Source organism: Alteromonas algae (assembly GCF_049117195.1).
Taxonomy (GTDB): domain Bacteria; phylum Pseudomonadota; class Gammaproteobacteria; order Enterobacterales; family Alteromonadaceae; genus Alteromonas.
This window is the reverse complement of the sequence record NZ_CP185260.1, coordinates 1501225-1527461: the sequence shown is the minus strand read 5'-3', so window position 1 is coordinate 1527461 and position 26237 is coordinate 1501225. Positions and strand designations below refer to the sequence as shown.

At 44.8% G+C, this 26237-nt stretch carries 23 protein-coding genes, 1 tRNA gene and 1 pseudogene; 11 read left to right on the top strand and 14 right to left on the bottom strand.

Annotation, left to right across the window (positions count from 1 at the left end):
* Positions 1–164: 164 nt before the first annotated feature.
* The 3 genes from ACOJRU_RS06890 to seqA form a co-directional block, all read right to left on the bottom strand.
* Positions 165–2642: a glycogen/starch/alpha-glucan phosphorylase gene (locus tag ACOJRU_RS06890; RefSeq protein WP_421134284.1), complete on the bottom strand. Its 2478-nt coding sequence runs from the start codon at positions 2640–2642 to the stop codon at positions 165–167.
* Positions 2643–2861: 219 nt separating this feature from the next.
* Positions 2862–4514, bottom strand: a complete 1653-nt coding sequence (pgm, locus tag ACOJRU_RS06885) for a phosphoglucomutase (alpha-D-glucose-1,6-bisphosphate-dependent) (protein WP_421134283.1) — start codon at positions 4512–4514, stop codon at positions 2862–2864.
* A gap of 25 nt (positions 4515–4539) precedes the next feature.
* On the bottom strand, positions 4540–5262 hold the full coding sequence (seqA, locus tag ACOJRU_RS06880) for a replication initiation negative regulator SeqA (RefSeq protein WP_421134282.1): 723 nt from the start codon (positions 5260–5262) through the stop codon (positions 4540–4542).
* Positions 5263–5449: 187 nt separating this feature from the next.
* Between seqA and ACOJRU_RS06875 the strand changes: the two are divergent.
* The 4 genes and pseudogenes from ACOJRU_RS06875 to ACOJRU_RS06860 all read left to right on the top strand — a co-directional run.
* Positions 5450–5883: pseudogene (locus tag ACOJRU_RS06875) on the top strand (AAA family ATPase); the annotation flags it as partial.
* A 57-nt stretch (positions 5884–5940) separates the two neighbouring features.
* A complete protein-coding gene (locus tag ACOJRU_RS06870) occupies positions 5941–6360 on the top strand; it encodes an AAA family ATPase (RefSeq protein WP_421134734.1) in 420 nt (139 codons plus the stop codon).
* Between the two features lie 33 nt (positions 6361–6393).
* Positions 6394–7404 (top strand): DUF58 domain-containing protein, encoded by a 1011-nt coding sequence (locus ACOJRU_RS06865; RefSeq protein WP_421134281.1) that lies wholly within the window; start codon positions 6394–6396, stop codon positions 7402–7404.
* Positions 7401–9506 carry a transglutaminaseTgpA domain-containing protein gene (locus ACOJRU_RS06860; protein WP_421134280.1) on the top strand — a complete coding sequence of 702 codons (2106 nt, stop codon included), beginning with the start codon at positions 7401–7403 and terminating at the stop codon, positions 9504–9506. The genes ACOJRU_RS06865 and ACOJRU_RS06860 overlap by 4 nt, the downstream gene beginning before the upstream one ends.
* Positions 9507–9631: 125 nt before the next feature.
* Here ACOJRU_RS06860 and fusA read toward each other — a convergent pair whose 3' ends face one another.
* The 5 genes from fusA to ACOJRU_RS06835 all read right to left on the bottom strand — a co-directional run bounded on the left by fusA (position 9632) and on the right by ACOJRU_RS06835 (position 14933).
* Entirely contained in the window at positions 9632–11716 is a 2085-nt protein-coding gene (gene fusA / locus ACOJRU_RS06855; RefSeq protein WP_421134279.1) for an elongation factor G, read from the bottom strand.
* A gap of 182 nt (positions 11717–11898) precedes the next feature.
* On the bottom strand, positions 11899–12996 hold the full coding sequence (rlmM, locus tag ACOJRU_RS06850) for a 23S rRNA (cytidine(2498)-2'-O)-methyltransferase RlmM (RefSeq protein WP_421134278.1): 1098 nt from the start codon (positions 12994–12996) through the stop codon (positions 11899–11901).
* Entirely contained in the window at positions 12997–13410 is a 414-nt protein-coding gene (locus ACOJRU_RS06845) for a DUF423 domain-containing protein (RefSeq protein WP_421134277.1), read from the bottom strand.
* On the bottom strand, positions 13403–14041 hold the full coding sequence (locus ACOJRU_RS06840) for an alpha/beta family hydrolase (protein WP_421134276.1): 639 nt from the start codon (positions 14039–14041) through the stop codon (positions 13403–13405). The genes ACOJRU_RS06845 and ACOJRU_RS06840 overlap by 8 nt, the downstream gene beginning before the upstream one ends.
* Positions 14034–14933, bottom strand: a complete 900-nt coding sequence (locus tag ACOJRU_RS06835; protein ID WP_421134275.1) for a transcriptional regulator GcvA — start codon at positions 14931–14933, stop codon at positions 14034–14036. The genes ACOJRU_RS06840 and ACOJRU_RS06835 overlap by 8 nt, the downstream gene beginning before the upstream one ends.
* 214 nt (positions 14934–15147) lie before the next feature.
* Between ACOJRU_RS06835 and ACOJRU_RS06830 the strand changes: the two genes are divergently transcribed.
* Positions 15148–15429 carry a hypothetical protein gene (locus tag ACOJRU_RS06830; protein WP_421134274.1) on the top strand — a complete coding sequence of 94 codons (282 nt, stop codon included), beginning with the start codon at positions 15148–15150 and terminating at the stop codon, positions 15427–15429.
* Positions 15430–15501: 72 nt separating this feature from the next.
* Here the strand turns inward: ACOJRU_RS06830 and kdsA are convergent, their stop codons facing one another.
* Genes kdsA through hemA form a run of 6 tightly spaced genes read right to left on the bottom strand, consistent with a single transcriptional unit; the run spans position 15502 to position 21622 of the window.
* Positions 15502–16356, bottom strand: coding sequence for a 3-deoxy-8-phosphooctulonate synthase (gene kdsA, locus ACOJRU_RS06825; RefSeq protein ID WP_421134273.1), 855 nt, complete (start codon positions 16354–16356; stop codon positions 15502–15504).
* A 19-nt stretch (positions 16357–16375) separates the two neighbouring features.
* Positions 16376–16747 carry a SirB2 family protein gene (locus ACOJRU_RS06820; protein WP_421134272.1) on the bottom strand — a complete coding sequence of 124 codons (372 nt, stop codon included), beginning with the start codon at positions 16745–16747 and terminating at the stop codon, positions 16376–16378.
* A 22-nt stretch (positions 16748–16769) separates the two neighbouring features.
* On the bottom strand, positions 16770–18338 hold the full coding sequence (locus tag ACOJRU_RS06815; protein ID WP_421134271.1) for a DUF3369 domain-containing protein: 1569 nt from the start codon (positions 18336–18338) through the stop codon (positions 16770–16772).
* 54 nt (positions 18339–18392) lie between these two features.
* Positions 18393–19244, bottom strand: a complete 852-nt coding sequence (gene prmC / locus ACOJRU_RS06810; protein WP_421134270.1) for a peptide chain release factor N(5)-glutamine methyltransferase — start codon at positions 19242–19244, stop codon at positions 18393–18395.
* 2 nt (positions 19245–19246) lie between these two features.
* Positions 19247–20332 (bottom strand): peptide chain release factor 1, encoded by a 1086-nt coding sequence (prfA, locus tag ACOJRU_RS06805; RefSeq protein ID WP_421134269.1) that lies wholly within the window; start codon positions 20330–20332, stop codon positions 19247–19249.
* A gap of 15 nt (positions 20333–20347) precedes the next feature.
* Positions 20348–21622 (bottom strand): glutamyl-tRNA reductase, encoded by a 1275-nt coding sequence (gene hemA, locus ACOJRU_RS06800; protein WP_421134268.1) that lies wholly within the window; start codon positions 21620–21622, stop codon positions 20348–20350.
* Between the two features lie 114 nt (positions 21623–21736).
* On the opposite strand from hemA, the gene lolB reads away from it, so the two are divergent.
* The 6 genes from lolB to ahr all read left to right on the top strand — a co-directional run bounded on the left by lolB (position 21737) and on the right by ahr (position 26161).
* Positions 21737–22381, top strand: a complete 645-nt coding sequence (lolB, locus tag ACOJRU_RS06795) for a lipoprotein insertase outer membrane protein LolB (RefSeq protein ID WP_421134267.1) — start codon at positions 21737–21739, stop codon at positions 22379–22381.
* Complete coding sequence (gene ispE / locus ACOJRU_RS06790) at positions 22369–23238, top strand: 4-(cytidine 5'-diphospho)-2-C-methyl-D-erythritol kinase (protein ID WP_421134266.1); 870 nt, start codon at positions 22369–22371, stop codon at positions 23236–23238. Before lolB ends, ispE begins: the two co-directional genes overlap by 13 nt.
* A 28-nt stretch (positions 23239–23266) precedes the next feature.
* Positions 23267–23342, top strand: a tRNA-Gln gene (locus tag ACOJRU_RS06785).
* 43 nt (positions 23343–23385) lie between these two features.
* Positions 23386–24324 (top strand): ribose-phosphate pyrophosphokinase, encoded by a 939-nt coding sequence (locus ACOJRU_RS06780; RefSeq protein ID WP_421134733.1) that lies wholly within the window; start codon positions 23386–23388, stop codon positions 24322–24324.
* 328 nt (positions 24325–24652) lie between these two features.
* Positions 24653–25096 carry a ribose-phosphate pyrophosphokinase gene (locus ACOJRU_RS06775; protein WP_421134265.1) on the top strand — a complete coding sequence of 148 codons (444 nt, stop codon included), beginning with the start codon at positions 24653–24655 and terminating at the stop codon, positions 25094–25096.
* A 63-nt stretch (positions 25097–25159) separates the two neighbouring features.
* The gene (gene ahr, locus ACOJRU_RS06770; RefSeq protein ID WP_421134264.1) at positions 25160–26161 is read left to right on the top strand and encodes an NADPH-dependent aldehyde reductase Ahr; all 1002 of its coding nucleotides are present in this window, start codon (positions 25160–25162) and stop codon (positions 26159–26161) included.
* The last annotated feature ends 76 nt before the right edge of the window (positions 26162–26237 follow it).

Sequence of the window (26237 nt, the reverse complement as noted above, 5' to 3'; positions counted from 1 at the left end):
TCAAGAACAACGACTTTAACGTATATAAATTAATACTTTTATATTTATTGTCACACGTTTTCTCTAAACGACAATCACTGTTTTTACTATCAGATGATTACCCAAAAAATAAAAAGCCCGACAAGTGTAAACACTGTCGGGCTTTATGAAAAGACTACCTTCGTTTAACTCTCAATTTTACACGGTGTAAGTTTCCAAATACGCTCGACATAATCGTTAATTGAACGGTCTGACGTAAATTTACCCATCTTAGCCGTATTAATAATTGCCATTTTCGCCCAACGAGCCGTATCGCGGTAGGCTTCGTCAACGCTGATTTGTGCATCAGAGTAACTGCGGAAATCAGCCAATACCATGTACGGGTCGCCGTGATCGAGTAAGCTTTGCTTGATTGAGACCAACGCTCCTGGCTTACCTGGCGTAAAGTAATCACTTTCTAACCAGTCTAATACTGCTTTGATTTCAGGATCTTTATAGTAATAGTCGTAAGGGTTATAACCTTTCTCTTTCAGTGCATACACTTCTTCAACGGTTAGACCAAAGATAAAGATGTTCTCATCACCCACTTCTTCTGCTATTTCAACGTTCGCACCATCTAACGTACCTACGGTAACGGCGCCATTTAACGCTAACTTCATGTTACCTGTACCTGACGCCTCTTTACCCGCTGTACTAATTTGCTCTGATACGTCAGAAGCTGGGATCATTTTTTCAGCCAGCGATACACGGTAGTTGGGCAAGAACGCAATTTTTATCTTGTTGTTCACGCGCGGATCGTTGTTGATTTTATCTGCCACTTTATTAATGGCGTAAATAATGTCCTTTGCGAGTTTGTATCCTGGTGCCGCTTTAGCGCCAAAAATAAAAACGCGAGGGTGCATATCGTAATCAGGGTTTTCCAATAAACGACGATACAGCGCCATAATGTGCAACAGATTAAGATGCTGACGCTTATATTCGTGCAAACGCTTAATCTGCACATCAAAAATAGCGTTAACATCAACGTCTAAATCAAGCGACTGGCGAATTTCCTCAGCAAGGCGCTTTTTGTTTTCAAGCTTTACTTGCATAAATTGTTTTTGGAACGTTTTCTGCTCTGCAAACTTTTCAAGCCCTTCAAGCTTGTAAAGGTCTCGTGGCCATTCTGTCCCAATCTTTTTATCGATAAGTTTAGACAAATCTGGGTTACAGGCCTTCAGCCAGCGACGTGGCGTAATTCCGTTGGTAACATTGGTCAACTTGTTTGGCCAAAGTTCGTTAAACTCAGGGAACAAATTCGACTTAACCAAACGTGAATGCATTTCAGCAACCCCGTTGACCGCAAACGAACTGATAACAGAAAGGTGGCCCATGCGAACCATCTTCTCGTCGCCTTCTTCTATAATAGATAGCTTGGCTTTAATCTCATTGTCGCCTGGCCATTTTTTATCAACAACAGACATAAACCTGTGGTTAATTTCATAGATAATTTCTAAGTGACGCGGTAAGATTTTTTCAATCATACGCGCTGGCCACTTTTCTAATGCTTCTGGCAGTAAGGTATGATTGGTATACGCAAACACATTACTACAAATTTCCCATGCGCTATCCCAATCAAGCTCTGCTCGATCAACAAGAATACGCATAAGTTCTGGGATTGCGATAGCAGGGTGCGTGTCGTTCAGCTGAATAACACACTGATCGGCAAACCTGCTCCAGTCATCACCATGGGCGCGCTTATAGCGTCTGATGATATCTTTAAGTGAACAAGAGCAGAAGAAGTACTGCTGAATTAAACGAAGTTCTTTACCAGCTTCGGTTTCATCATTTGGATAAAGTACTTTTGAGATAGTCTCAGCCTGCACATTTTCGCGCTGTGCATCAACATAACCGCCGGCATTGAATACGTCCCAGTTAAAGTAATCTGATGCTTCAGATTGCCATAGGCGTAATACGTTAACCGTTTTGCCTTCATAGCCAACGATAGGGATATCCCAAGGTACGCCTTTAACAATTGAGCCTGGGTGCCATTCTTTCTGTATGCGTCCGTTTTCCCCGTACTTGGTTTCTACATAACCGTACAGTGACACTTCTTGAATAGATTCAGGGCGACAGATTTCCCACGGATTTCCGTAGTCTCTCCAGCTATCTGGACGTTCAATTTGAGCCCCACTTCTAATTTCTTGGGTAAAAAGGCCATGTTCGTAGTGAATGCCATACCCGATAGCCGGCAACTCCATAGTGGCTAGCGAATCAATAAAGCACGCAGCGAGGCGACCTAAACCACCATTGCCGAGTGCCATATCCGGCTCTTCTTCCATAATATCTGAGATTTCAACGCCCAGCTCTTTCAGTGCGCCACTGGCAACATCAAATAAACCAAGGTTTTGTAGGTTATTAGACAATAACCGGCCCATCAAAAACTCCGCTGAAAAATAATGTACAGCGCGGGTGTCATTAAAATAATGTGACTTCTGCGTTTTACGTAGGCCTTCTAGTACTTGTTCTTGAATAGCAGCACAGGTAGCTTTCCACCACGCGTGACTATTTGCTTTATTTTCGTCAGTACCCAATGTGCAGTGAAGGTGCTTAACAACAGCAGCTTTAAACGCTGCTTTGTCGATAGACGGAGAGGGTTGCTTTTTCGTCGCTTTTGCGTTCATTTTGCGTCTCACTCTGGTTGATGTGTCGATTACACATACCTGAAAATGTAATTTAATTACAGAAATAACCAACAATATGAGAGCAATATAGCAGCAGTTACGAGCAGATGTTGTAAAAAAACTGTTAAAAACGCAAAAAAAGGAGTGAAAACGTATGCATTCACTCCTTATTTAACATTTTATTTACATTGCTGTATGTACTTTACCGCGCGAGGCAGTTTATTTAATGATTTTGCTAACCAGCGCTTCTGCTTCTTCTATTAAATTCTGTAAGTGGCTTTCACCTAGGAAGCTTTCAGCATAAATTTTGTAGATTTGTTCAGTTCCAGAAGGTCGAGCTGCAAACCACCCATTTTCGGTTGATACCTTTACACCACCTATCGACGCATTGTTACCCGGCGCATGGGTTTGTACCGACGTAATCGCCTCCCCTGCAAGTGTATCGCTGGTGATTACCGACGCATCCATTGCCGACAGTTTGCTCTTCTCTTCTAAAGAAGCTGCAACATCAACGCGTTTATATACGGGGGCAGAAAACACTTCCGTTAAGGCGTGATAATGTTCACCTGGATCTTTTCCCGTAACCGCTAAGATTTCAGCAGCAAGCAAACACAGTATAAAACCATCCTTGTCGGTGGCCCATGTTTCGCCGTTACGCTGAAGGAAAATCCCCCCCGCGCTTTCTTCACCGGCAAACCCTATTGTACTCGTGGCAAGCCCATCAACAAACCATTTGAACCCAACGGGCATTTCGGCAAGGGGTTTGTTCAAGCTATTTGCCACGCGATCTATCATGCTGCTTGATACCAGTGTCTTACCTATCTTCAATGATGCAGGCCACTGCGCTCGATGGGTATATAAGTACTGAATAGCAACCGCAAGGTAGTGATTTGGATTCATCAACCCTGCACTTTTGCACACAATGCCGTGGCGGTCGAAGTCGGGGTCGTTACCCCATGCCAAATCGAAGTTATCTTTAAGTTCGATAAGCCCCGCCATTGCATAAGCTGATGAGCAATCCATGCGAAGCTTGCCGTCTTTATCTCGTCGCATAAAGCCAAATTGTGGGTCGACGCTGTCGTTTACCACCGTAATGTCTAGCCCATACTTCGTTGAAATGCGTGACCAATAGCCAACACCAGCACCACCGAGCGGGTCTGTGCCTAGCGTTAAGCTTGCCTTTGCAATGGCGTCCATATCAATGACCTTTGATAAGTCATCGATATAAGGTTCCATAAAGTCATCTTCGCGGACGCACTGTTTTTCTCGCGCTTGACGAATATCTATACGCTTAACGTCTTTGTTGCCCTCAGCAATAAGTGCATTAGCGCGTCGTTGAATAGCATTAGTCACATCGCTATCAGCCGGACCACCATGAGGTGGGTTATATTTAAAACCACCGTCAGAAGGCGGGTTATGCGAAGGCGTTATGACTACACCATCGGCAAGCCCAGACGTGTTGTCGCGATTGTAACGAATAATAGTTCTAGATATCACCGGTGTGGGTGTGTAGCCCATACTTTCATTATCACTACGCTGAATAACCACATCGACACCGTTCGCACTAAGTACCTCGATAGCGGTTACCATTGCTGGCTCTGACAACGCATGTGTGTCTTTACCAATAAACAGCGGGCCTGTTATACCCTCAGACGCTCTGTATTCAACGAGCGCCTGACAAATCGCCGCAATGTGCATGTCATTAAATGTCGCATTTGCAGAGGTACCTCTGTGACCAGAAGTGCCAAAACTCACGGCTTCAGCGGGAGCGCTTGGATTGGGCCTATAGCTATAATATTGACTTACGAGCTCTGCAACATTGATCAGTTGTGCTTTATCTGCAGGTTTTCCAGCTTGTGCGTGTAGCGACATGTAAAATCCTTATTGAGTACTTACTTTATTTACCTTGTGACGAAAAGCGGCTAATGATGGTCTCTACCACTTCAGGTTTGTAGCCTAGAACACGCAAAACTTGTTCCAGCATGCTCACTTTTTTCGCGGTATTGTTATTACTCACCACCCAATACGGGCTGTCTGGAATAGCTTTGGGGTTCGTACTGCTTCCATTTTCTAATAACGCTTCTTTACGCGTAGCAAAGTAAGTGCGGTTTTTGCCTTTAATAGTCTCAACGGCAGAGAACGCCTCTTCGTTAAGCTTGTGCGCAGCACTCAGAACAAAAAGAAACTGATCTACGCGCTTGGTAAATGTAGACAGCGCATCGGTGGTAATTACGTCTACAATATCTTTTTTTGCATGCACTTTTGTGACAGCCTGTTCAACGCTTGCCTCAGCGACAGGTGCACGTTTCGAAGCAGGTACAACCTTTTTTGGTGCAGCTGCTTTGGGTTGCGAGGGTACTTTTGCTTCTGATTGAGTCTTTTTATCAGCCGCTACCTTCGCATTAGCAAGTGGTACTTCTACGGTTTCTGGTATGGGCGCAGGCGCAGCATCCTGTGCCTCGCTCGTTGCTTCAGACTTATTGCCCTTACCCGCATTTATCGTTGCGCCGTCTTCAGGCAACAGTAAACGTCTTAGAATTTGAGATGCACTTTCACCAATATGTTTCGTTTGACTGGCGATAAAGGCATATAAATCGTCATCTATTTCAATGCTTTTCATAACTACTTCCTATTTAAGTGGCACCATTATAGACAACACCATTGCGCTGCGCAGCACTTAATGCCATTTGTTTTACACTTCATGTTATTCATACTTAGGTATTACTAATAAACCAACAGCGAAAAGATGAACTTGCTACTATGCTAACGCGTAAAAATAACAATTATCAATAATAAGTGACGACATTATGCGACTTGAATTACAAAAGGTGCATCATGCGCTAAGTGAGAGAATTCTCGGTAAATCACAACAATTGCATTTAGCAATGGCCTGCTTACTTGCGAACGGGCACTTATTGATAGAGGATTTACCGGGGATGGGGAAAACCACCCTATCACATGCGCTTTCTCAAGTGTTCGGGTTACAGTACTCTCGTATCCAATTTACCTCCGACCTATTGCCATCCGACATGCTTGGCGTAAACATTTTCAGTGCCACGATAATCAATTTTCATTTCGACAGGGCCCTATATTCAGTCAAGTAGTGTTAGCAGATGAACTCAATCGAGCCAGCCCTAAAACCCAAAGCGCACTGCTAGAAGCGATGGAAGAGCGTCAAGTGAGTATTGACGGTGTCACGCATCCCTTGCCATCACCATTTTTTGTCATTGCCACACAAAACCCAGGATATCAAGCTGGCACCTACCCGCTACCGGAATCCCAGCTAGACCGTTTTTTTATGCGAATATCCCTAGGGTACCCTGCTTGGGACGCTGAAGAGGCAATGCTACGACAGCGCAATGTATCGACTCCGCTTGCGACCTGTGTTGATGAAACAAACTTGCGGGGTATGCAGCGACACATTGAAAAAATGCACGTGAACGACAGCGTTATTCGATATATTTTAAAGTTAGTTAACGCAAGCAGAGAACCAGGTGCATACCCCAACCCTTTATCACCAAGAGCAAGCCGCGCATTGCTGCAAGGCGCGAAGGCATGGGCGTTTATGTTCGATAGAGACTATGTAACGCCGGATGATGTCCAGGCGGTATTCGAAGCAATAACCGCACATAGACTCAATGGTACATCACAATCATCACTCGATGGCGCGTCGTTAAGTAAACGTCTTTTCGACAGTGTAGATCCTCTTGCAGCATAACACCGCTGAAAGGGCGATATGAACGTGGTGCGCATGAATACTGCGATTAAGAAAAAACTATCAACACGCTTTTTAACGTGGCTTGATAAACGCATTCCTGCTAAACAACAACATACCCTCGATTTAAATTCAATTTTTATACTGCCCACGACATTTGGATGGGCATTTATTGCCATGTCGTTAAGCCTGTTTTTGCTTGGCACTAATTATCAGAACAATATCATGCTACTGATGAGCTATTTGCTTGTGAGTGTCATGCTACTTGCCCTTTTTTATACCCATCGAAATATGGCAAAGCTTAAGCTTAGCGCCGCTCCCGTCTCACCGTTTCATTTAAACGAGGCTGGCGTAACCGTCATTAAAGTAGATTCGAATCAACAACCTGAAAGCATTCGTGCCAGCGGAATACTGCATGTTAAGTGGATAGACACCACCGAAGGGCACAGCCACAACTTAACAACTGAATCACCAACATTATTACTCCCTATCACGGTAAAAAAACGCGGCTTACATCGCCTTTCTAGGGTAACGTTCATGTGCGAATATCCGTTAGGGCTTTATAAGTGCTGGACCCATTTAGACTTTGATTTAACAGCGTTAGTTTACCCCGCAGCAGCACGCGGAATGGCAAACATAGTAGCCATAGCCCACGACGATGACATTAACAACGACGCATCAGTACGTAATACCGTGCAAGGAAACAGCGATTTTCATGCGTTAGCAGACTATGAGCAAGGGCAACCGCTCAACCGTGTTGTTTGGAAACAGGTGGCAAAGAGTGGAAAGTGGGTGACAAAAACGTTTGATGAGCACAAACATTCACAGCACTATCTATCAATTGCCAATACGATGGATACAGAAAAAGCCTTATCAATTCTGACTTTTCACGTTCTTGAAATGGACAGCAAAGGGCTTCCCTATGGCATTAACTATAAATCTATCCATGTTGCACCTTCGTATGGTCTACAACACAAGACAGACTGTTTAACTGCATTAGCCATGTTCAGCGACACAAACCAGACAGCAACGGGCGCATCTACATGAATACGCTTTTTTCTGGCTTCAAGCGATCCCGTTCTTCGCAAACCGCAAACAGTGACCTTCCCTATCTATTGATCAGTTTATCGTTTGGTGTACTGATACTCTCACTGTTTGATGCCTTGTTATCGTGGGTGTTAGTGTTAAGTGGCTGCGCAGTATTTATTCGTGTTGCCGCATTTGCAAAGCATGGTTCGCAGGCAAGCATGCGCACCATTAACTTACTTGCTGTGTTATCGCTCTTTGCTCTTGCATGGTTTGGGCTTTCCATTGGTTTACTAAACAGCATGATTAATCTGCTAGCTATCGCTTGCTCACTCAAACTCATGCTTATTCAAAACCGCCGAGACTTTCATTTACTCTTTTGTACCAGTTTATTTCTAATTGGGTGCGGATTCATCTTTGCACTAAGTATTTACGCATGGGTGGGGTGCACCTGTATTCTCTCTATTCTATTGGTATCGTTAGCGCTTTATCACTCGCCGGGCAAGAGAGTTCTCGACACATCTGCGTTGGTTGCGACACTGCTAGCCAAGGCATTTCCAATCGCAATATTACTTTTTTTGGTCATGCCCCAATTACCGCCTTTATGGCAAATGCCAACCGCAAAATCTCAACAAACTGGGTTGGCTGAATCGGTAACACCAGGCGATATAGCCTCATTGGCTCGGTCTTCATCGCTGGCATTTACCGCCACGTTCGACAATACAATACCGCCCATGTCTGCATTGTACTGGCGTGCCATGACACTGGAGAGTTTCGATGGAAAAACATGGGCAGTAAGCGATAAACGTAGGCAGGCAGAACAGCAGTTAAAGGGCATGAACCGACCCTCACCGTTAAGCGCGTCGTCGTCCTATGACGATACGAATGCCAAAGCGTATCAACTTATTATCGAACCCACTCAACAGAGGTGGGTATTCGGTCTAGAGGTATCGGCGCCAAATAATGCCACCAGCAGCGCTAATGTTGGCGTCCAGTTTGACTATGCATTACGCGCACGACGCCCTGTAATGGGAAAAAAAGCGTTTTATCTTTCTTATTACCCTAATGCGCTACTTACCAGCCCTTTAGAGGGGTTTGAAAGACAGTTAAATCTTAATTATCCAACCGACTCAAATTTGAAAACGCAAGCCTGGGTCGACACCCTTACTCAAGAGGCTAATTCACCTCAAGCCGTTGCACATAGCATCATGCGTTACTTTCAGGAGCAAGGCTTTACCTACACGCTAGAGCCAAATGCCATGCCCTCCTCTCCTATCGATACGTTTTTGTTTACCGAACGCGCAGGCTTTTGCGCACATTATGCAAGCGCAATGGCATTTGCTCTGCGCGTGGCAGGTATTCCAGCTCGCATGGTATCGGGCTATCAGGGAGGAGAAACGTTAAGCCAAGGTGTACTACAAATTCGGCAGTACAATGCTCACGCATGGGTCGAAGCACTTATCGACGGCAATTGGGTGCGGTATGACCCTACCAGCATGGTGGCTCCATCGCGGCTCAGCATTGGGTTAGAACACGCGTTGGCCGAGTTTGGAGAGCAACGAAATAAGTCAGTTTTTTCAAGCTTAACCCGCGGCCAATGGTTTCTAAACGTTCAAAGCTGGTTTCGTCAGCTTGATTATTCATGGAGTAAATGGGTACTTGGTTTTGATAAAAAAAATCAAAATGACCTGTTACACAAATTACTCGGGGAAATAACGTCAACGCGACTTACTATTATTTTACTTAGCACCATTGCCATTATTGCACTGTTACTTGTGCTCTATTTTGTACCTCTTCGTGCACCGTCTAACGACACTAAATTCAATCGGCTATTCCTGCATGCTCTGAAAAGCCTCGAACGTTATACGCAGCATCCACGGGGCACTACAGCCGCACGCCACTATGTTTCAGAAATTAGCAATACACTTAACGAAGAGATACGTCATAGTGCATTCGCAGCCATCACCGTATACGAAGGCTATCATTACATGTCGCCTTGTGCGGATGAAAAGAAAAAGGCATTAGCCCTTAAAGAGATGAAAAACCTGGTTAAGCAATTAAATACAGCAATCGTTAAGGCATCTAAAGACACAAAAAACGGTGCCCATCATAGTAATCCGTAACGGTTAATACGGCCTAGCGCATGCGTCGACGTTTGCGTGGTGATAACACCAACAAAAAAGCCGGTCAGTTTCCTGACCGGCTTTTACACATTTCACTACTCGATTAGCGAGTAATGGATGCTGAATTACTTAGCAGCTTTACGTGCCTTCGATTCTTCGATAACTTTCTCAGAAACGTTAGCAGGACATGGTGCGTAGTGGCTGAATTCCATAGAGAACTGACCACGACCAGATGTCATAGTACGTAGTGAACCGATGTAACCAAACATTTCTGATAATGGAACGTCAGCTTTGATACGTACGCCAGTTAAACCAGCTTCTTGGTCACTTAGCATGCCACGACGACGGTTAAGGTCACCGATAACATCACCAACGTGATCTTCTGGTGTGAACACGTCAACTTTCATGATTGGCTCAAGAAGTTGTGCACCCGCTTTTGGAATTGACTGACGGAAAGCGCCTTTAGCAGCAATTTCGAACGCGATTGCAGATGAATCTACTGCGTGGAAACCACCGTCGAAAAGCTCTACTTCAACGTCTAGTACTGGGAAGCCAGCAAGAACACCTTCGCCCATCATAGACTTGAAGCCTTTCTCAACTGCAGGCCAGAATTCTTTAGGAACGTTACCACCAACAACTGTTGAGTTGAATGTGAAACCTGAACCTTGCTCACCTGGCTTGATGCGGTAATCAATTTTACCGAACTGACCAGAACCACCAGACTGCTTCTTGTGCGTGTAGCTATCTTCAACAGGCATTGTGATTGTTTCACGGTAAGCAACCTGAGGTTGACCAACGATAAGGTCTACACCATAAGTACGCTTAAGGATATCTACTTTGATATCTAAGTGAAGCTCACCCATACCTTTAAGGATAGTTTCGCCTGAGTCTTCGTCAGTCTCAACTTGGAAAGATGGATCTTCTGCAATCATTTTACCGATAGCGATACCCATTTTCTCGTTTCCACCTTTATCTTTAGGCTGAACAGCAATCGAGATTACTGGCGTTGGGAAAACCATTGGCTCTAGCGTAACTTTATCTTTAGGATCACATAGAGTATGACCTGTTTGTACGTTCTTCATGCCTACGATAGCGATGATGTCACCCGCTTGCGCGCTAGACAGTTCGATACGCTCATCAGCTTGCATTTCAACCATACGACCAACACGCTCTGTTTTACCCGTAAACGAGTTAAGGATAGTGTCACCCTTGTTCAGTTTACCAGAGTAAATACGTACGAATGTTAGTGCACCAAAACGGTCATCCATGATCTTAAACGCTAACGCTTTAAACGTTTCGTCTGCAGATACAATAGCGTGCTCGCCAGTTTCGTTACCTTCTTCGTCCATAAGAGGTTGAGGGTCAACTTCTGTAGGCGCAGGAAGATAGTCTACAACAGCGTCAAGTACTAGCTGAACACCTTTGTTTTTGAATGCAGAACCACAGTATGTTGGGAAGAACGCAAGGTCACGAGTACCTTTACGGATACAACGCTTAATGTCTTCAACAGACGGCGTTTCACCTTCCATGTATGCTTCCATTAGGTCATCGTCTTGCTCTACAGCAGTCTCGATAAGCATCTCATGGTATTCTTCAACTTTGTCGACCATGTCTGCAGGAACGTCTTGAATTTCATAGTTTTCAGGAAGACCAGTGTCATCCCAAACGTATGCTTTCTTGGTAAGAACGTCTACAACACCTACGAAATCATCTTCGATACCAATTGGTAGCGTCATGATAAGAGGTACTGCACCAAGTACTTTACGTACTTGCTCAGTTACACGGTAAAAATCAGCACCCATACGGTCTAATTTGTTTACAAAAATAACACGTGCAACTTCAGATTCGTTAGCGTAACGCCAGTTAGTTTCTGATTGTGGTTCAACACCACCAGAACCACAGAATACACCGATACCGCCATCAAGTACTTTTAGTGAACGGTATACTTCAACTGTGAAGTCAACGTGTCCTGGAGTATCGATAACGTTAAAACGGTGATCTTTCCAGAAACAGCTTACCGCTGCAGACTGGATGGTAATACCACGCTCTGCTTCCTGTTCCATGAAATCTGTAGTTGATTCACCATCGTGAACCTCACCAGTTTTATGGATTTTACCAGTAAGCTTCAAGATACGTTCTGTTGTGGTAGTTTTACCCGCGTCTACGTGGGCGAAAATACCAATGTTTCTGTATAAAGATAAGTCTGACATTAGTTCACTTTCATTGGTTCAGAGTAAAAAAACGGCCGGATTATAAAGGATTTCTGTACCAAATTTATACCTTTTTTAGCACAAACCGAAAATTTGTTTGCGCCAAACCAAGCCACCATTAATTCTTTTCTTTGAGTATCAATAACTTACAACGCCTGATACTTTTTTCAAAAATAACAAAATCACACCTCATTATCTGAAGTGCGGACAATTGTTACTGTAACTTCATCTCTGTCGTGGTAGAGATGTCTAACCTTCACCGAAAATACGTCATTTAGCGTATTTAGACGGTGTTGCAACAACGACATTGCTTCCGTAACGGTTTCGTATCGTTGCTTCATGGGTAGCTTTAAATTAAATATCGCATGGGTTGCCCAGTGCTTAACTAACCAATCGCCCATGAGCTTCGCTACCCTGTCTGGTTGTTCAATCATATCACAAACAAGTAAATCGACGCGACCAAATTGTGGTTTATAGGCAAACCCATCAACTGCATGATGCTCAACAAGACCGGTATTCATTAAACTATCATCAACCAAGCCGTTGTCGATGGCTTCTACGTACATGCCGCGTTTTACAAGTTGGTATGTCCATCCGCCTGGGCATGCGCCCAAATCTACCGCTCTTCCTCCTGCACGTAGCACCTTCGTTTGCTCTTTAAGACTTAACATATTGACCAATGCATCTTCTAATTTGAGTGTAGAACGGCTTGGTGCATCACTTGGGAACTTAAGTCGGCAAATGCCATTATGGTCATGACTTGAGAGTTTTGGTAACGAATACGCTATGTAACAGGTTTCAAATGACGAAAAGAACACATGGACTTTTGGCTTACCTGTGTTTTCTTTCGCCGTAAGCCATCCTGACTTTCTTAGTGCTTGGCGGAGAGGAACAGTAAATTTGCGACAAAATTTTGCGAGGGCTTTTCCATCTTCAGTATCTGGATACTCAACGTCTACTGAACCGAAATGTGCAAAAGGTTTTTCAATATCATTAAGCGCAGATAAGACTTGCCCAACCCGATCGTCTTTTTCCACATCATTGATGACCGCCATTACCGCACAGAGTTGTCGTGGAAAGATAGTGTCTGACACCGCAAACTGCGAAATTGCAGCGTCTCGGCCACTTTCTTCATAAAGATGGTACAAAACGAAACCCTGACCTTTTTGCGACACAGGGTAACCAAACTGGCTCGTCTCGCCGTAACGTGTTGCCAGTTCATTGGCGGTGTCATTTTCATAACCCGGTCGGCAATATGCCAATATAGAAGAAGTACTCACCTACTTTTCCATCCTATTGCGCAGTAATGCGCCCGAAATTAGCATTATCCAACCTATGATAAAGAATCCTCCACCTATTGGCGTAATAGGGCCAAACCAGGTAATACCGGTGGCGACTAATGCATAAAGGCTACCACTAAACAATAAACAGCCTACTACGAAGCATATGCCGGCCCTTTGTAACCACGTTCTGGGAAGGTATGTTGTTAGAGACGGCAACACTAACAGTGCTAGTCCATGATACATTTGATAACGAACACCCACTTCAAATGTTGAAAGTTGCGACATGGTGAACACGCTCTTCAGGGCATGAGCACCAAACGCACCTAACACCACTGCACTACCACAAAATAATGCGCCAAGGATGATAAAGGAACCGGCTCCACGTGAAAGCTTAACGTTATTATTACTCATTTATGTGCGCCTTAACAAAGGTAGTTACATGGCTTACTGCGCTGTCCAAATGGCTATCAAGCGACTCCCCACTTGCTTTTCTCGGTTTAAAACTATGATCACCGTCTTTTAGAAAATGCAGTGCAATGTTAGCAGGTAGGTTGTAGCCAACGACTTCGTCTTTATTCCCGAATGTATCGCGCTCGCCCTGCACAACAAGCAATTGTTTACGAAGGGTGAGTAAGTGCTCGGTACGCGTTTTTTCGGGCTTACCCGGTGGATGAAAAGGGTAACCTAACGCCACTGCAGCGGTAACAGTGTTAAGGGTATCAAGCAGCATAGTAGCCATGCGCCCGCCCATCGACTTTCCGCCGATGAATGTAGGTAGTGGTGCACGGTCAGCCGTAATGTTATCCACCACCTCTGAAAAGTGCATAAGTAATTTTTCAGCTTTGTCTGGCGGCCTGCGTTTACCGGTGTCTTTAATCACCTGCATGTAAGGAAAGTTAAACAGTACAACCTCAATATGCTGTTCTGCTAACCGTTGCGCAATGCGCTGCATGAAATCATGCTCTTTTCCGGCGCCCGCCCCGTGTGCCAATATCAATCTCGCGATCGGCGACGGGCAGTCTATTACATCAATATCAAACATCGTCTTGCTCTTCTTCAACTAACGCCAGTATCCAGTCTCTAAATGCCGCTATCTTACCTAACTCCGCTTGAGACTCTTCGCATACCAAATAAAACGCATCACGGCTTTCTACACGCTCTTCAAACGGTATCACTAATCGCCCAGCTTCTATCTCCGGCCGCGCTAAAATAGTGTTTCCTAATGCAATACCCTGACCTAAGGCTGCAGCTTGAAGAACAAGCATCGAGTGACTAAAAACAGGGCCTTGATTCACATTGACGCCGTGAACCCCCACATGCTTTAACCAATTCTTCCACGCTGAACGGTTTAAATCATGCAGCAACACGTGATGACGCAAGTCTGATAAGTCTGAAAGCGGTTTGGGCCCATTAAATAATAGTGGTGAACACAGTGGGGTAAGAAACTCTCGATGAAGCTGGTCGGCTTGCAAACCACTCCACCGGCCTTTTCCATAATAGATGGCAACGTCTACGTCATCTTCTAAAAAGCCTTCATCGAAGTCTACTGCTTTTATCCTTACATCTATATCGGGATGTTCCATACTAAATTTACTAATACGGGGCACTAACCACTGACTAGCAAAACTTGGCGGCATCGCAACGGTAATCGCCCCTTTACTTCCTTTGGCTAATAAGCGCTCTGTCGCTTCTTGAATATGCTTGAAGATATCTTTTAATTCTAAAAAGTACGCCTGTCCCTCTTCTGTTAATAAAAGCGTGCGATTTCTACGAATAAACAGCTTCATCGATAAGAATTCTTCAAGGGCTTTTATTTGATGACTTACCGCTGCCTGCGTCACAAACAGCTCGTCAGCCGCCTTAGTAAAGCTTAGATGACGAGCCGCGGTTTCGAATGCTTTGAGCGCATTTAGCGGGGGAAGACGTCGATGCATAATACTTTTCTACCCTATGTTACCAGAACGTGACAGATTCATTAGTTTATCTAATGACCACCCATACTTTAACTCGTTGTTCAATTGCGCAAAATTTGACTAATATTCACGCGAACTTTGGAAAATTTGTTTTACAGCAATATTTTACAAACTCATTTGTTAAAAATATTAACAAACTTAAACATTAATTTAATTAATTCCATTAGGTGTGAAAATGAAAAAATTACTTTTAGCTAGCGTTTCCGTTATGGCATTTGCTAGTGCTGCAGCGAATGCTAACGTACAACCAGAAAAGATCAATCTAGAATCACTTATTAATACCGCGATGACTAGCGTCAAAATGGCTGATGTCTTGCCTTCTAATGACGCACACATGATCGTTAAAAGACAATCTAAAGCAATGCTAGCAGAGGAAACACAAGTGGCGTTACACAACTACTTGCTGGCAATGACAGAGAAAAAAGAGGTTGGTGTTACCGTCGAGCTAAGCGAGTAACAATAAAACACACCTGATACGGATGCCGGTGAATAAACACCGGCATACGCCATCATAAACCCAACGATAAATTTACGTGTTACTAGTATCCAACTCGTCAAACCCTTTGACCAACTCATCCAACGCTTTCATTTGCGCAAGGTAAGGCTCTAGCTTAGCCAAAGGAAGTGCACACGGCCCATCACACTTTGCTTCATCTGGATTTGGATGTGCTTCAATGAACAACCCAGCTAACCCTAACGCCATACCACTACGTGCAAGCTGAGCTGCTTGAGCACGACGCCCATCAGCCGACGTCGCTCTGCCCCCTGGCATTTGTAATGCATGAGTTGCATCAAATATTACAGGTGCGTAAGACTTCATTGCGTCCATACCCAGCATATCAACCACAAGGTTGTTATAGCCAAAGCAACTTCCGCGTTCGCATAAAATGACTTTGTCATTACCTGCTTCGTTAAGTTTACCCATAATATGGCGCATTTCGTGTGGCGCGAGAAACTGTGGTTTCTTTACGTTTATGACGCTTCCCGTTTCGGCCATCGCTACGACTAAGTCGGTCTGTCGTGCTAAGAACGCGGGCAGCTGAATAACGTCGACGACCTCTGCAACCGGCGCAGCTTGCTCCGGTTCATGCACGTCTGTAATCAGCGGGACATTAAACGTTGATTTAATTTCTTCAAAAATGCGCAGCCCTTCTTCCATCCCCGGACCACGATAAGAGGTAACCGACGAGCGGTTAGCCTTATCAAAAGAAGCCTTAAACACATAAGGAATATTTAGCTTTTGGGTAACTTCAACATAATGCTCTGCTATTCGCATTGCTAAATCACGTGATTCCAGCACGTTCATCCCACCAAATAGAACAAAAGGCAGATGATTGGCGACTTCTACTTCGCCAACGCGAATAACTTGTTGAGATTCAGACATAGTTTATTTCCGTTAGTATCTAAAAAATAGGTTGCTTAGTCACCGCAACCATTGCTGTCGCCATTAAGACACCTAATGCCGCTACAAAGAATAACCACCGTCCCATTGCGGTCTTTGCCTTTTTAAGTGCAAAAAGCCCAAAAACGATATAGAGCACTACGCCGATTACCTTGAATGTTAACCACGCCGTAGCAAATGGGTACTGCGATAGAATGACACAAAGCCATAGAGCACTTCCTAACAATACGGTATCGATAACGTGAGGAAGGATCTTAAGCCATTTTTTGGTCAGTACCGTTGGGTCCATTTGCGACCAAAGGAATCGAAGAATAAAGAAAAGAACACTTAGCGCGACCGCGGTTAGGTGCAGGTGTTTCGCCATCATATACATAGTTACTGCCTTTTTATTGTTATTACTGTTTTTTATCGGGGTACGCGTGCTGTATCGACATAAACACATCGATATTGGTAAGCACATAATCGACCAACTCAGGGTCGAAATGCTTTTCGCGTTCATCGTTAAGCACTGCAACGACTTGCTCTACACTCCACGCGGGTTTGTAAGGGCGCTTGTTAACCAGAGCATCAAACACATCAACGAGCGTGGCAACGCGACTGGCTAAATGAATATCCTCGCCCTTCAAGCCTTCAGGGTAACCCGTGCCATCCCAGCGTTCGTGATGCTGTTTGGCTAGCATTGCTGCTAATTGAATTACTGGCTTTGATGAGTCTTTTAGAATGTCGTAGCCGAACTCAGCGTGCTTTCTTATAGCGAATATTTCATCGTCGGTAAGCGGTGATTCTTTTCGTAATATGGTAGAGGGGACCTTTGAATTACCAACATCATGAAGCGGTACTGCGTGGCGTAGATTAATAACCAGTTGTTGAGGCATGTTAATGCCCACAGCAAGCGCTTCAGCCATCTTCGTTATACGAGTGATATGGTTATCGCCATTGTCTTGGTTTTCTATTGCGCGGCCTAGTCGCTCTATAATCTCTTTTTGTGTTTCTTCCACTTCACGTGTTTTCAATACGTTATCAAAAGCAAGCTGAACACTGTTAGAGAAACGCTTAACTAAATGCCTATCGCCCTCGCCTATTCGCCGAGGTAGACCAGACAAATATAACAATGCGCCATCGTGCGACTTGCTGTTACAAAACGCAACGACATGATCATTGGCATAAACAATTTCACGTTTTTTCATTGCCTCTAAACACATACTGTATTCTTCAGCACTTACGGCATCTCGAAGCGGAACTCCTTCTTTCGAGGCATATTCACCATTACCTGCAAACACATACAGCTCGTCTGCGTTTTTATTGCTTGAGGAAGTGGATGCACCTATTGGCGTACAGGCTACTGCGGTCGTTATATACGCGGCATCCTTAGAGCAGCCTAGAATAGACGACAACTGTTGAATAATACCCTGCATGAATTTTTCAAGAGAGGTGGATGAAAACAAATCAACGGACGCATCGATTATTTTCTCAAGGCCCGCTCGGTTTTCTTCAATAACAATAATATCGCGATAAGAGCGAAGCGCTGCAATGATAACCGTAAACAGCTTCTGTGCAGTAAGCTCGGTTTTTGATTTATAATCATTAATGTCGTAGTTAACAATGACATCTTTTTCGGGTGCTTGCCCCGGCTGACCAGTACGCAAAATAATGCGCGTAAAATGATTATCTAAATCGTTTCGAACATATTCCGCAACCTTCAATCCTGCATCGTCGGTTTCCATCACCACATCAAGCAAGACCACAGCAATATCGTCGTGTTCACGAAAACACTGTTTTGCCTCAGCGCCGCTATACGCGCTAACGAATTCCAATGTTTTACCATTTAATTCAAAATCACTGAGGGCTAAGCGCGTTACCGCATGAACTTCGGGTTCGTCGTCAACAACAAGTACTTTCCACGAGCCTAAATCTTCGACTAGTTCTTCGTCATCATCATCAGCAAATAAAAAGTCATCATTCATCTACAACGTCCTGTTTATTTTTGTTATTCAATGCAAATAGTAATGTAAACAAAATTAATCGCAAGTTTCCCAGAAACCTAACGTCACTCTGTCGTTACCGCCAAAATCTTTTTGGCTTCTTACTCTCACGAACCCACGTTCAATGAGCAGCGCGCGAACAGCATGAGCTTGATTAAACCCATGTTCGAAAGCAAGAAGCCCTCCCGCGTGAAGGAAATGTGGCGCATGCGCAATAATCTTGCGGATATCATCCAAACCGTCAAGCCCTGATGTCAGTGCGCTTCTCGGTTCAAACTTCACATCGCCTTCATGTAGATAATGGCTTGATGTTTCAATATAAGGGGGATTTGAGATAATCACATTAAATTTTTCATTAACAAGCCCTTCAAACCAGTCGCTTTTCGTAAAGCGCACGTTGGTAATGTGGTTTGTTTTTGCATTTTCGGTTGCGAGCGTAACCGCTTCATCTAAGAAATCAACACCTATTACGCTGTGTTGAGGTAGCTCCGAAGCAAGCGCCAAGGCGATAGCACCAGTCCCGGTTCCTAAATCACAAATAGTTAGCGTTTCGGTAGTATATTCAGATGTTATGCACGTAAGCACTTGCTCAACCAATACTTCGGTATCAGGCCGTGGAATAAGCGTATGCGGCGACGTGTTAAGGGTAAGTGTCCAGAAATCTTTTTGACCCGTAAGGTAGGCAATGGGGCGGCCTTCTTTGCGTTGCGCGATCAACAATTTAAATTGCGCCAGCGACGCCTCTGGCACCGTTTTTTCAGGCCACGTAAAAAGGTACGTTAATGACGTGTTTAGTGTATGCGCGAGAAGGACCTTTGCATCTATGCTGGGAGAGTCGCCCCCAGCAAGTGCGTTGACTGCCCAATCAAGGGCTACATCAATTCTCATGCTTAATCGTCAGACAATGATGCCAGCAAGTCGGCTTGGTGTTCCTGCATAATCGGGTCAAGTAGCTGTCGTAAATCACCCTCAACCACTTCGTCCAATCGATAAATAGTCAGGTTTATTCGGTGGTCAGTAACTCGGCCTTGTGGGAAGTTGTAGGTACGGATACGCTCAGAACGATCACCACTTCCCACCAAGCTTTTACGGGTAGAGGCTTCTTCTGCCGCTCTTTTCTCTTCTTCAATATTATTAAGTCGAGCTTGTAAAACCGACATCGCTTTAGCACGGTTTTTATGCTGAGAACGCTCGTCTTGACACTCTACGACTAACCCGGTTGGAAGGTGAGTAATACGGATGGCAGAGTCAGTTTTGTTAACGTGCTGACCACCGGCTCCGGACGCCCTAAAGGTGTCAACACGAAGATCAGCTGGGTTTATTTCTATTGCTTCTGACTCGGGGACTTCAGGGAGTACCGCAACGGTACACGCAGAGGTGTGAATACGTCCCTGTGACTCGGTTTCTGGCACACGTTGAACTCGGTGACCGCCCGACTCAAATTTCAGTATGCCATAAACGCCTTCGCCGCTTATGTTTGCAACAACCTCTTTGTAACCGCCATGCTCGCCTTCATTGGCATTGACCAACTCTACGCGCCAACCACGGCTCTCTGCATACCGGCTGTACATACGAAACAGGTCGCCGGCAAAAATAGCAGCTTCATCACCACCAGCACCAGCACGCACTTCAAGGAAACAGTTGTTGTCGTCGTTAGGGTCTTTAGGAAGCAACAACACCTGCAATTCGGTTTCTAAGCGTTCAATATCAGATTTTGCTTCTTTGAACTCTTCCTGTGCCATTTCGCGCATTTCAGGGTCATCTTCACCCAACATTTCTTGTGCTGACGCAAGGTTTTCTTCTGCTTGTTGATAAGCATTAAAACCTGCGACAACACCTTCTAGCTGGCTAAATTCTTTCGATAGATTACGAAATTTTTCTTGATTACCAATAACGGTAGGATCACCCAACAACGCCTGCACTTCTTCAAAACGCTCGACTAGATTTTCGAGCTTTCTTACGACCGACTCTTTCATACTATTATTATTACCTTATTTCTTCGTATCCGATTGATTATCGGATAATGCTAGCGCTTGCCCCAACCAGCGATGTAATGCTGGATCATCTTGTGTCGCCGCTTCTTTTAACGCCAAGGTTGTTGGGTGTAGCAATGTATTTGTTAATTTATAGGCCATTTCTTCTATTATGACCGCAGCGTCTTTGCCTTCAGCAAGCTGTAATTTTGCTTTTTCTACAATGTCATCACGCTGTTGCATGCCTTTTTGTCGGTACTGTCTCACTAAATCTATCGATTGCTGCGACTGCTTCCACCCCATAAAGTCGATGGCTTGCTTATCAATCAGTTTTTCGGCTTCTTTCGCTGCCTGCTCTCGATTCTGCAGATTTTTTTGAACAATGTGTTGAAGGTCGTCTACCGTATATAAATACGCGTCGCCGAGTTCGTTTACTTCCGACTCTATATCTCGTGGTACTGCAAGGTCGACCAAGAACATCGGGGTGTTCTTGCGTTGCTTTAATGCCTTTTCTACCATACCTTTGCCGATTAGCGGCAGCTGGCTGGCTGTTGAACTAATGACAATATCAAACTCTTTCAGGTGCTCGGGCACTTGCGACAGCGTAAATACGTCAGCGCCTAATCGCTCTGCCAGCGTTTCAGCGCGCGCCACGGTGCGATTAGCCACAGCCAAACGCGATACGCCCTGCTCTTTCAAATGCTGGGCGACAAGTTCGATGGTCTCACCCGCACCAACAAGCAATACAGCACGCTTCGGCAATTCCGCGAAAATATGTTTTGCTAATTGAACGGCAGCATAAGCGACACTTACGGCGTTGGCCCCTATATCGGTTTCGCTTCTTACGCGTTTCGCTACTGCAAACGTGTGTTGAAACAACTTCTCAAATTCGCTACTTACTGTACCGGAATGTTTCGCATCGCCAAAGGCCTGTTTAACCTGCCCAAGTATTTGCGGTTCTCCAAGAATGAGAGAATCTAACCCACTCGCCACACGCATGATATGTTTAACCGCATCATCTTGCTCGAGCAAATAGCTGTTCTGTGCAATATCGGCTTCGTCAACGTTGTGAAATTGACTTAACCAACTTAACACACGACTCGTATCTGCTTCGTGGGTGTTAAGATAAATTTCTGTTCGGTTGCATGTAGAAACTATGACCGACTCTTCTACACCACTAAGCTTTTTCAAAGACGATAGCGCCTCCACCAGAGAATCCGGTGTAAAAGCCACTTTTTCGCGCAGTGCGACCGGGGCAGTTTTGTGATTGATACCAAGGGCGAGTAAGGTCATTAACATCTGTGCTGATAATGTCGGAGCGGCATTGTACGAAAAAGCCAAAATGATTGAAAGTGTTGGTGAAACTGTGTTCCCATAAAGAAGTACATTATTACGTGAGTAAATCTATTGAATCAGTCATTGTCTTCTTTTCGCTTTTGCTTTATTGCCATTATTTCTAGCTTATTTTTGTTTGCCTGCACGGTAGTACCAAAAGGCCCAGAGAACGCAGTTAACCTGACCTCACAGTTAAAACAAGTAGCCGACATTTCGCAGTGGCAGTTAAAGGGAAAAATTGCATTTCGGCGAGGTGAAGAAGGCGCGAGCGCGACGATGAATTGGAAAACCGATTCCGACGATTTCAATTTCCGATTAACCAATTTACTTGGCGTAACCTTAGTCAATTTAGACGTTGAGGATAAAAAAGCAGTCCTTGAGGCCGACGGAGAGACCTTCGTAGATGCAATGCCCGAACCGCTAATCTATCGGGTCACCGGCATGGATATCCCTGTTAACTCATTACTTTCTTGGATAAAGGGCCTTCCCCTTCCCTCAGATCAATTCACGCTGACTGACAAAGGGCTGTTAGCTACCCTGACAAGTACGTGCCAAGCTTGCCAGGGTTGGGAAGTCAGTTATGCGAATTACGGCAGCGTAACGCAAAAAAATGGCAATACTGTGTGGCTGCCACACGCGATTAATTTGATACAGCCCGCCACACAATACCGTGAAAAAACACAATTAAAAATAAAGATATATAAATGGACACTTTAAAAACTTCTACACACGATTGGTGGCCATCCCCTGCCAAGCTCAATTTATTTCTTCATATATTAGGCCGCCTTGATTCGGGCTACCATCAGCTTCAAAGCTTATTTCAAATGCTTGATTATGGCGATAGCCTTGCCTTTGATGTAAATGAAACGGGTATGGTTGCAATGTCCACGCCACTAGACGGCGTTGCTGATGACGACAACCTCATCATACGTGCTGCGAAACTCCTCAAGCAGCACACAAATACTCATCATGGCGCAATGATAACCTTAGACAAGCGCCTGCCAATGGGTGGCGGCATTGGAGGCGGGTCGTCTAATGCGGCAACGACACTTGTCGCATTAAATGCGCTGTGGAATACGGGTCTTAACACTGAAACGCTTGCTAAACTTGGGTTACAGCTTGGCGCTGATGTGCCTATTTTTGTGTACGGGCATACTGCGTTTGCAGAAGGCGTGGGAGAAAAAATCACGCCAGCCCCACAAGAACAAGAGACTTGGTATGTGGTGGCAAACCCAAACGTGCATATCAGCACTGCTGCGATATTCGGTGCAAAGGATTTGCCTCGTAATACGCCTTCGATGTCGTGGGCATCGTACAAATTCGATAAAACACGCAATGATTGTCAGCAATTAGTAGAGAAAAGCTATCCGGAAGTTGCAAAATTATTACAGTGGTTGGTACACTACGCACCGTCGCGGATGACGGGCACAGGCGCTTGTGTGTTTGCCACCTTCAACGACGAAGCTACTGCCCTGAAAGTTAAGCAATTATTGCCTTCTCAGTGGAGCGGTTTTGTCGCGAAAGGCGTAAACATCTCGCCACTAATAAAAAAACGAGAAGAATATTTAGCGTGAACGCCGAAGCGAGTAAGATATAAACAATTGGGGTATAGCCAAGTTGGTAAGGCAGCGGGTTTTGATCCCGCCATTCGTAGGTTCGAGTCCTGCTACCCCAGCCAAACCTCTTTTATCAACGCACTGAGGAACCCACTTGTGCCAGATATGAAGCTCTTTGCAGGTAATGCCGTACCAGAACTTGCCCAGAAAGTTGCCGATCGCCTCTATACCAAACTTGGAAATGCTAAGGTTGGTCGTTTTAGTGATGGCGAAATTAGCGTAGAAATTCATGAAAACGTCCGTGGTTCGGACGTTTTTATTATCCAGTCTACGTGCGCCCCTACTAACGACAACCTAATGGAACTCATTGTAATGATTGACGCCTTGCGTCGAGCATCTGCAGGCCGTATCACTGCGGTAATTCCATACTTTGGTTATGCACGTCAAGACAGACGCGTTCGCTCAGCTCGGGTACCAATTACCGCGAAAGTGGTAGCTGATTTTCTTTCAAACGTTGGCGTAGATCGCGTACTTACTATCGATTTACACGCAGAGCAGATACAGGGCTTCTTCGATGTACCTGTAGACAATGCTTTTGGCACGCCAATTTTGCTTGCAGATATGGTCCAACGTGACTTCGCAGACCCCGTTGTTGTGTCGCCAGATATTGGCGGTGTTGTGCGTGCGCGTGCAACAGCGAAACTGTTAAATGATGCTGACTTAGCCATCATTGACAAGCGTCGTCCCAAAGCAAACGTCGCGCAAGTAATGAATATTATCGGTGATGTTAAAGACCGCGACTGTATCATCGTCGATGACATGATTGACACGGGTGGAACGCTAGCGAAGGCAGCAGAAGCATTGAAAAGCCATGGCGCGCGTAACGTATACGCTTACGCAACACATGCTATTTTTTCAGGCAATGCCGTTAAAAACTTACAAGAATCGGTTATTGATGAAATCATAGTTACCGATTCGATCCCGCTGAGCAAAGAAATGCAGAAACTTGGCAAAGTTAAGCAATTAACATTGTCAGAGATGCTTGCTGAAACGATTCGTCGTATAAGCAATGAAGAGTCTATCTCTGCCATGTTCGAATATTAGCGGTTAGCTTATATAGCAATATAGCAGGTCGCAGCACTACTTTTTTAGCATTAGCCTATCAGAGCAGTTGTTGCGGCCCGTTTTTGTACCGCTTAATTTAACGTTTCTACGTACTATATTTTCCCAGTTCTACACGTTCCCTGTTCAATAAACACCGTTACACACGTTTTCGTTTTTTTTCACGGGGCTGCCCCCTCACTCTCTTTTTTGCTTACCGTTACGTTTTCCTCTTCAGGAAACACAAGATGCGTCAAACACCACCAATGCTTTCTTTGTGCAGCATTTCGGTTTAAGTTAGAGACAAATAACAACAGTTAGGATACTTAACATGCAACGACGCCATATTCTTCCGTTTTCCTTTTGTGCAATTTTACTCTCGTTAAGCGCATGCTCTGATGAACAAGAGATGAAGCCAACATCACTGGATGAACAAAGTACACCAGCACTTCCCACACTAGACAGTGAGACCGAGAACGCGATGGTAGAGCAAAAAACCGAAAACGCAGACATGGAAGAGCCAACCGTGTTAACAGGCATGATTGTTTATAAGGAACTAGAGGGTGGTTTCTTCGCTTTTATCGCTGAAAACGGCGATAGATTCACGCTTCACGGTTTATCTGATGCGTATAAAAAGAACGGCCTTATTGTTGAAATAACGGGGCTTGCTAAACCTAAAATGATGACAATCACGCAGTTTGGTACCGTTTTCGAAGTACAAGAAGTGACGGTTATCGATGCAAGTAAAGTGATTGATGGCGCCAACACATTCTAACGTAATGTGATCGACTTTGCGGTATAGCTGCGTATCGATATGCAACGTCAAAAGGAGTTAACTATGATTAATGCATATGCTGCTAGCGAAGCAGGTGGAAAGTTAGAGAAGTTTGAATATGATCCCGGCGAATTAGCGTCGCGTGATGTCGAAATAGACGTAGAAAGTTGTGGCATATGTCACAGCGATTTAAGTATGTTAGACAATGAATGGGGCATGACGGAATACCCTTTCGTACCGGGTCATGAAGTGGTTGGTACAATAAGCAAAGTCGGCGCACACGTCTCTTCGCTGAAGGTCGGCCAACGTGTAGGGTTAGGTTGGCATTCTGGCTATTGCAATAGTTGCCATACCTGTGAAGACGGCGACCATAATCTGTGCCAAGAAGCGTCAATGACTATTGGCGGTCGTCATGGCGGGTTCGCCGACAAAGTGCGTGCGCAAGCAAAAGCGGTTGTTCCCTTACCTGAAGAACTTGATGCAACGAAGTCTGGCCCGCTGTTTTGCGGTGGCATCACCGTGTTTAATCCACTGGTTCAGTTTAATATTTCACCAACATCAAAAGTAGGCGTTGTGGGTATTGGCGGACTAGGACACCTCGCACTTCAATTTTTGAACGCATGGGGATGTGAGGTTGTTGCCTTTACTTCTAGCGAGTCGAAGAAAAAAGAAGCGCTTGAGCTTGGCGCACACAGCACAATAAATAGTAAAGACGAAGAAGAGCTTAAAGAAGCAGCTGGCCGCTTTGATTTAATTATCTCAACGGTCAATGTAAAATTAGACTGGAACTTATACTTGTCTACTCTTGCGCCGAAAGGCAGGTTGCATTTTGTCGGTGCTACGCTTGAGCCGCTAGATATTGGTGCCTTCAATCTCATTGGTGGACAAAAAAGCGTATCTGGCTCACCGGTTGGTAGCCCGGCCACAATAAAGACCATGTTAGATTTTGCGGCACTCCATAACATAGAGCCGGTCGTAGAAACGTTTAAGTTCGACGATATCAACGAGGCCGTTCAACGCCTACGAGATGGCGATGCACATTATCGCGTAGTGTTAACCCGCTAACTATTTTGTATTAAACGGCTAATGGCGAGCGTAAAACAACAGATAAAAAGAGGCCCTAGCGCCTCTTTTTTATTTG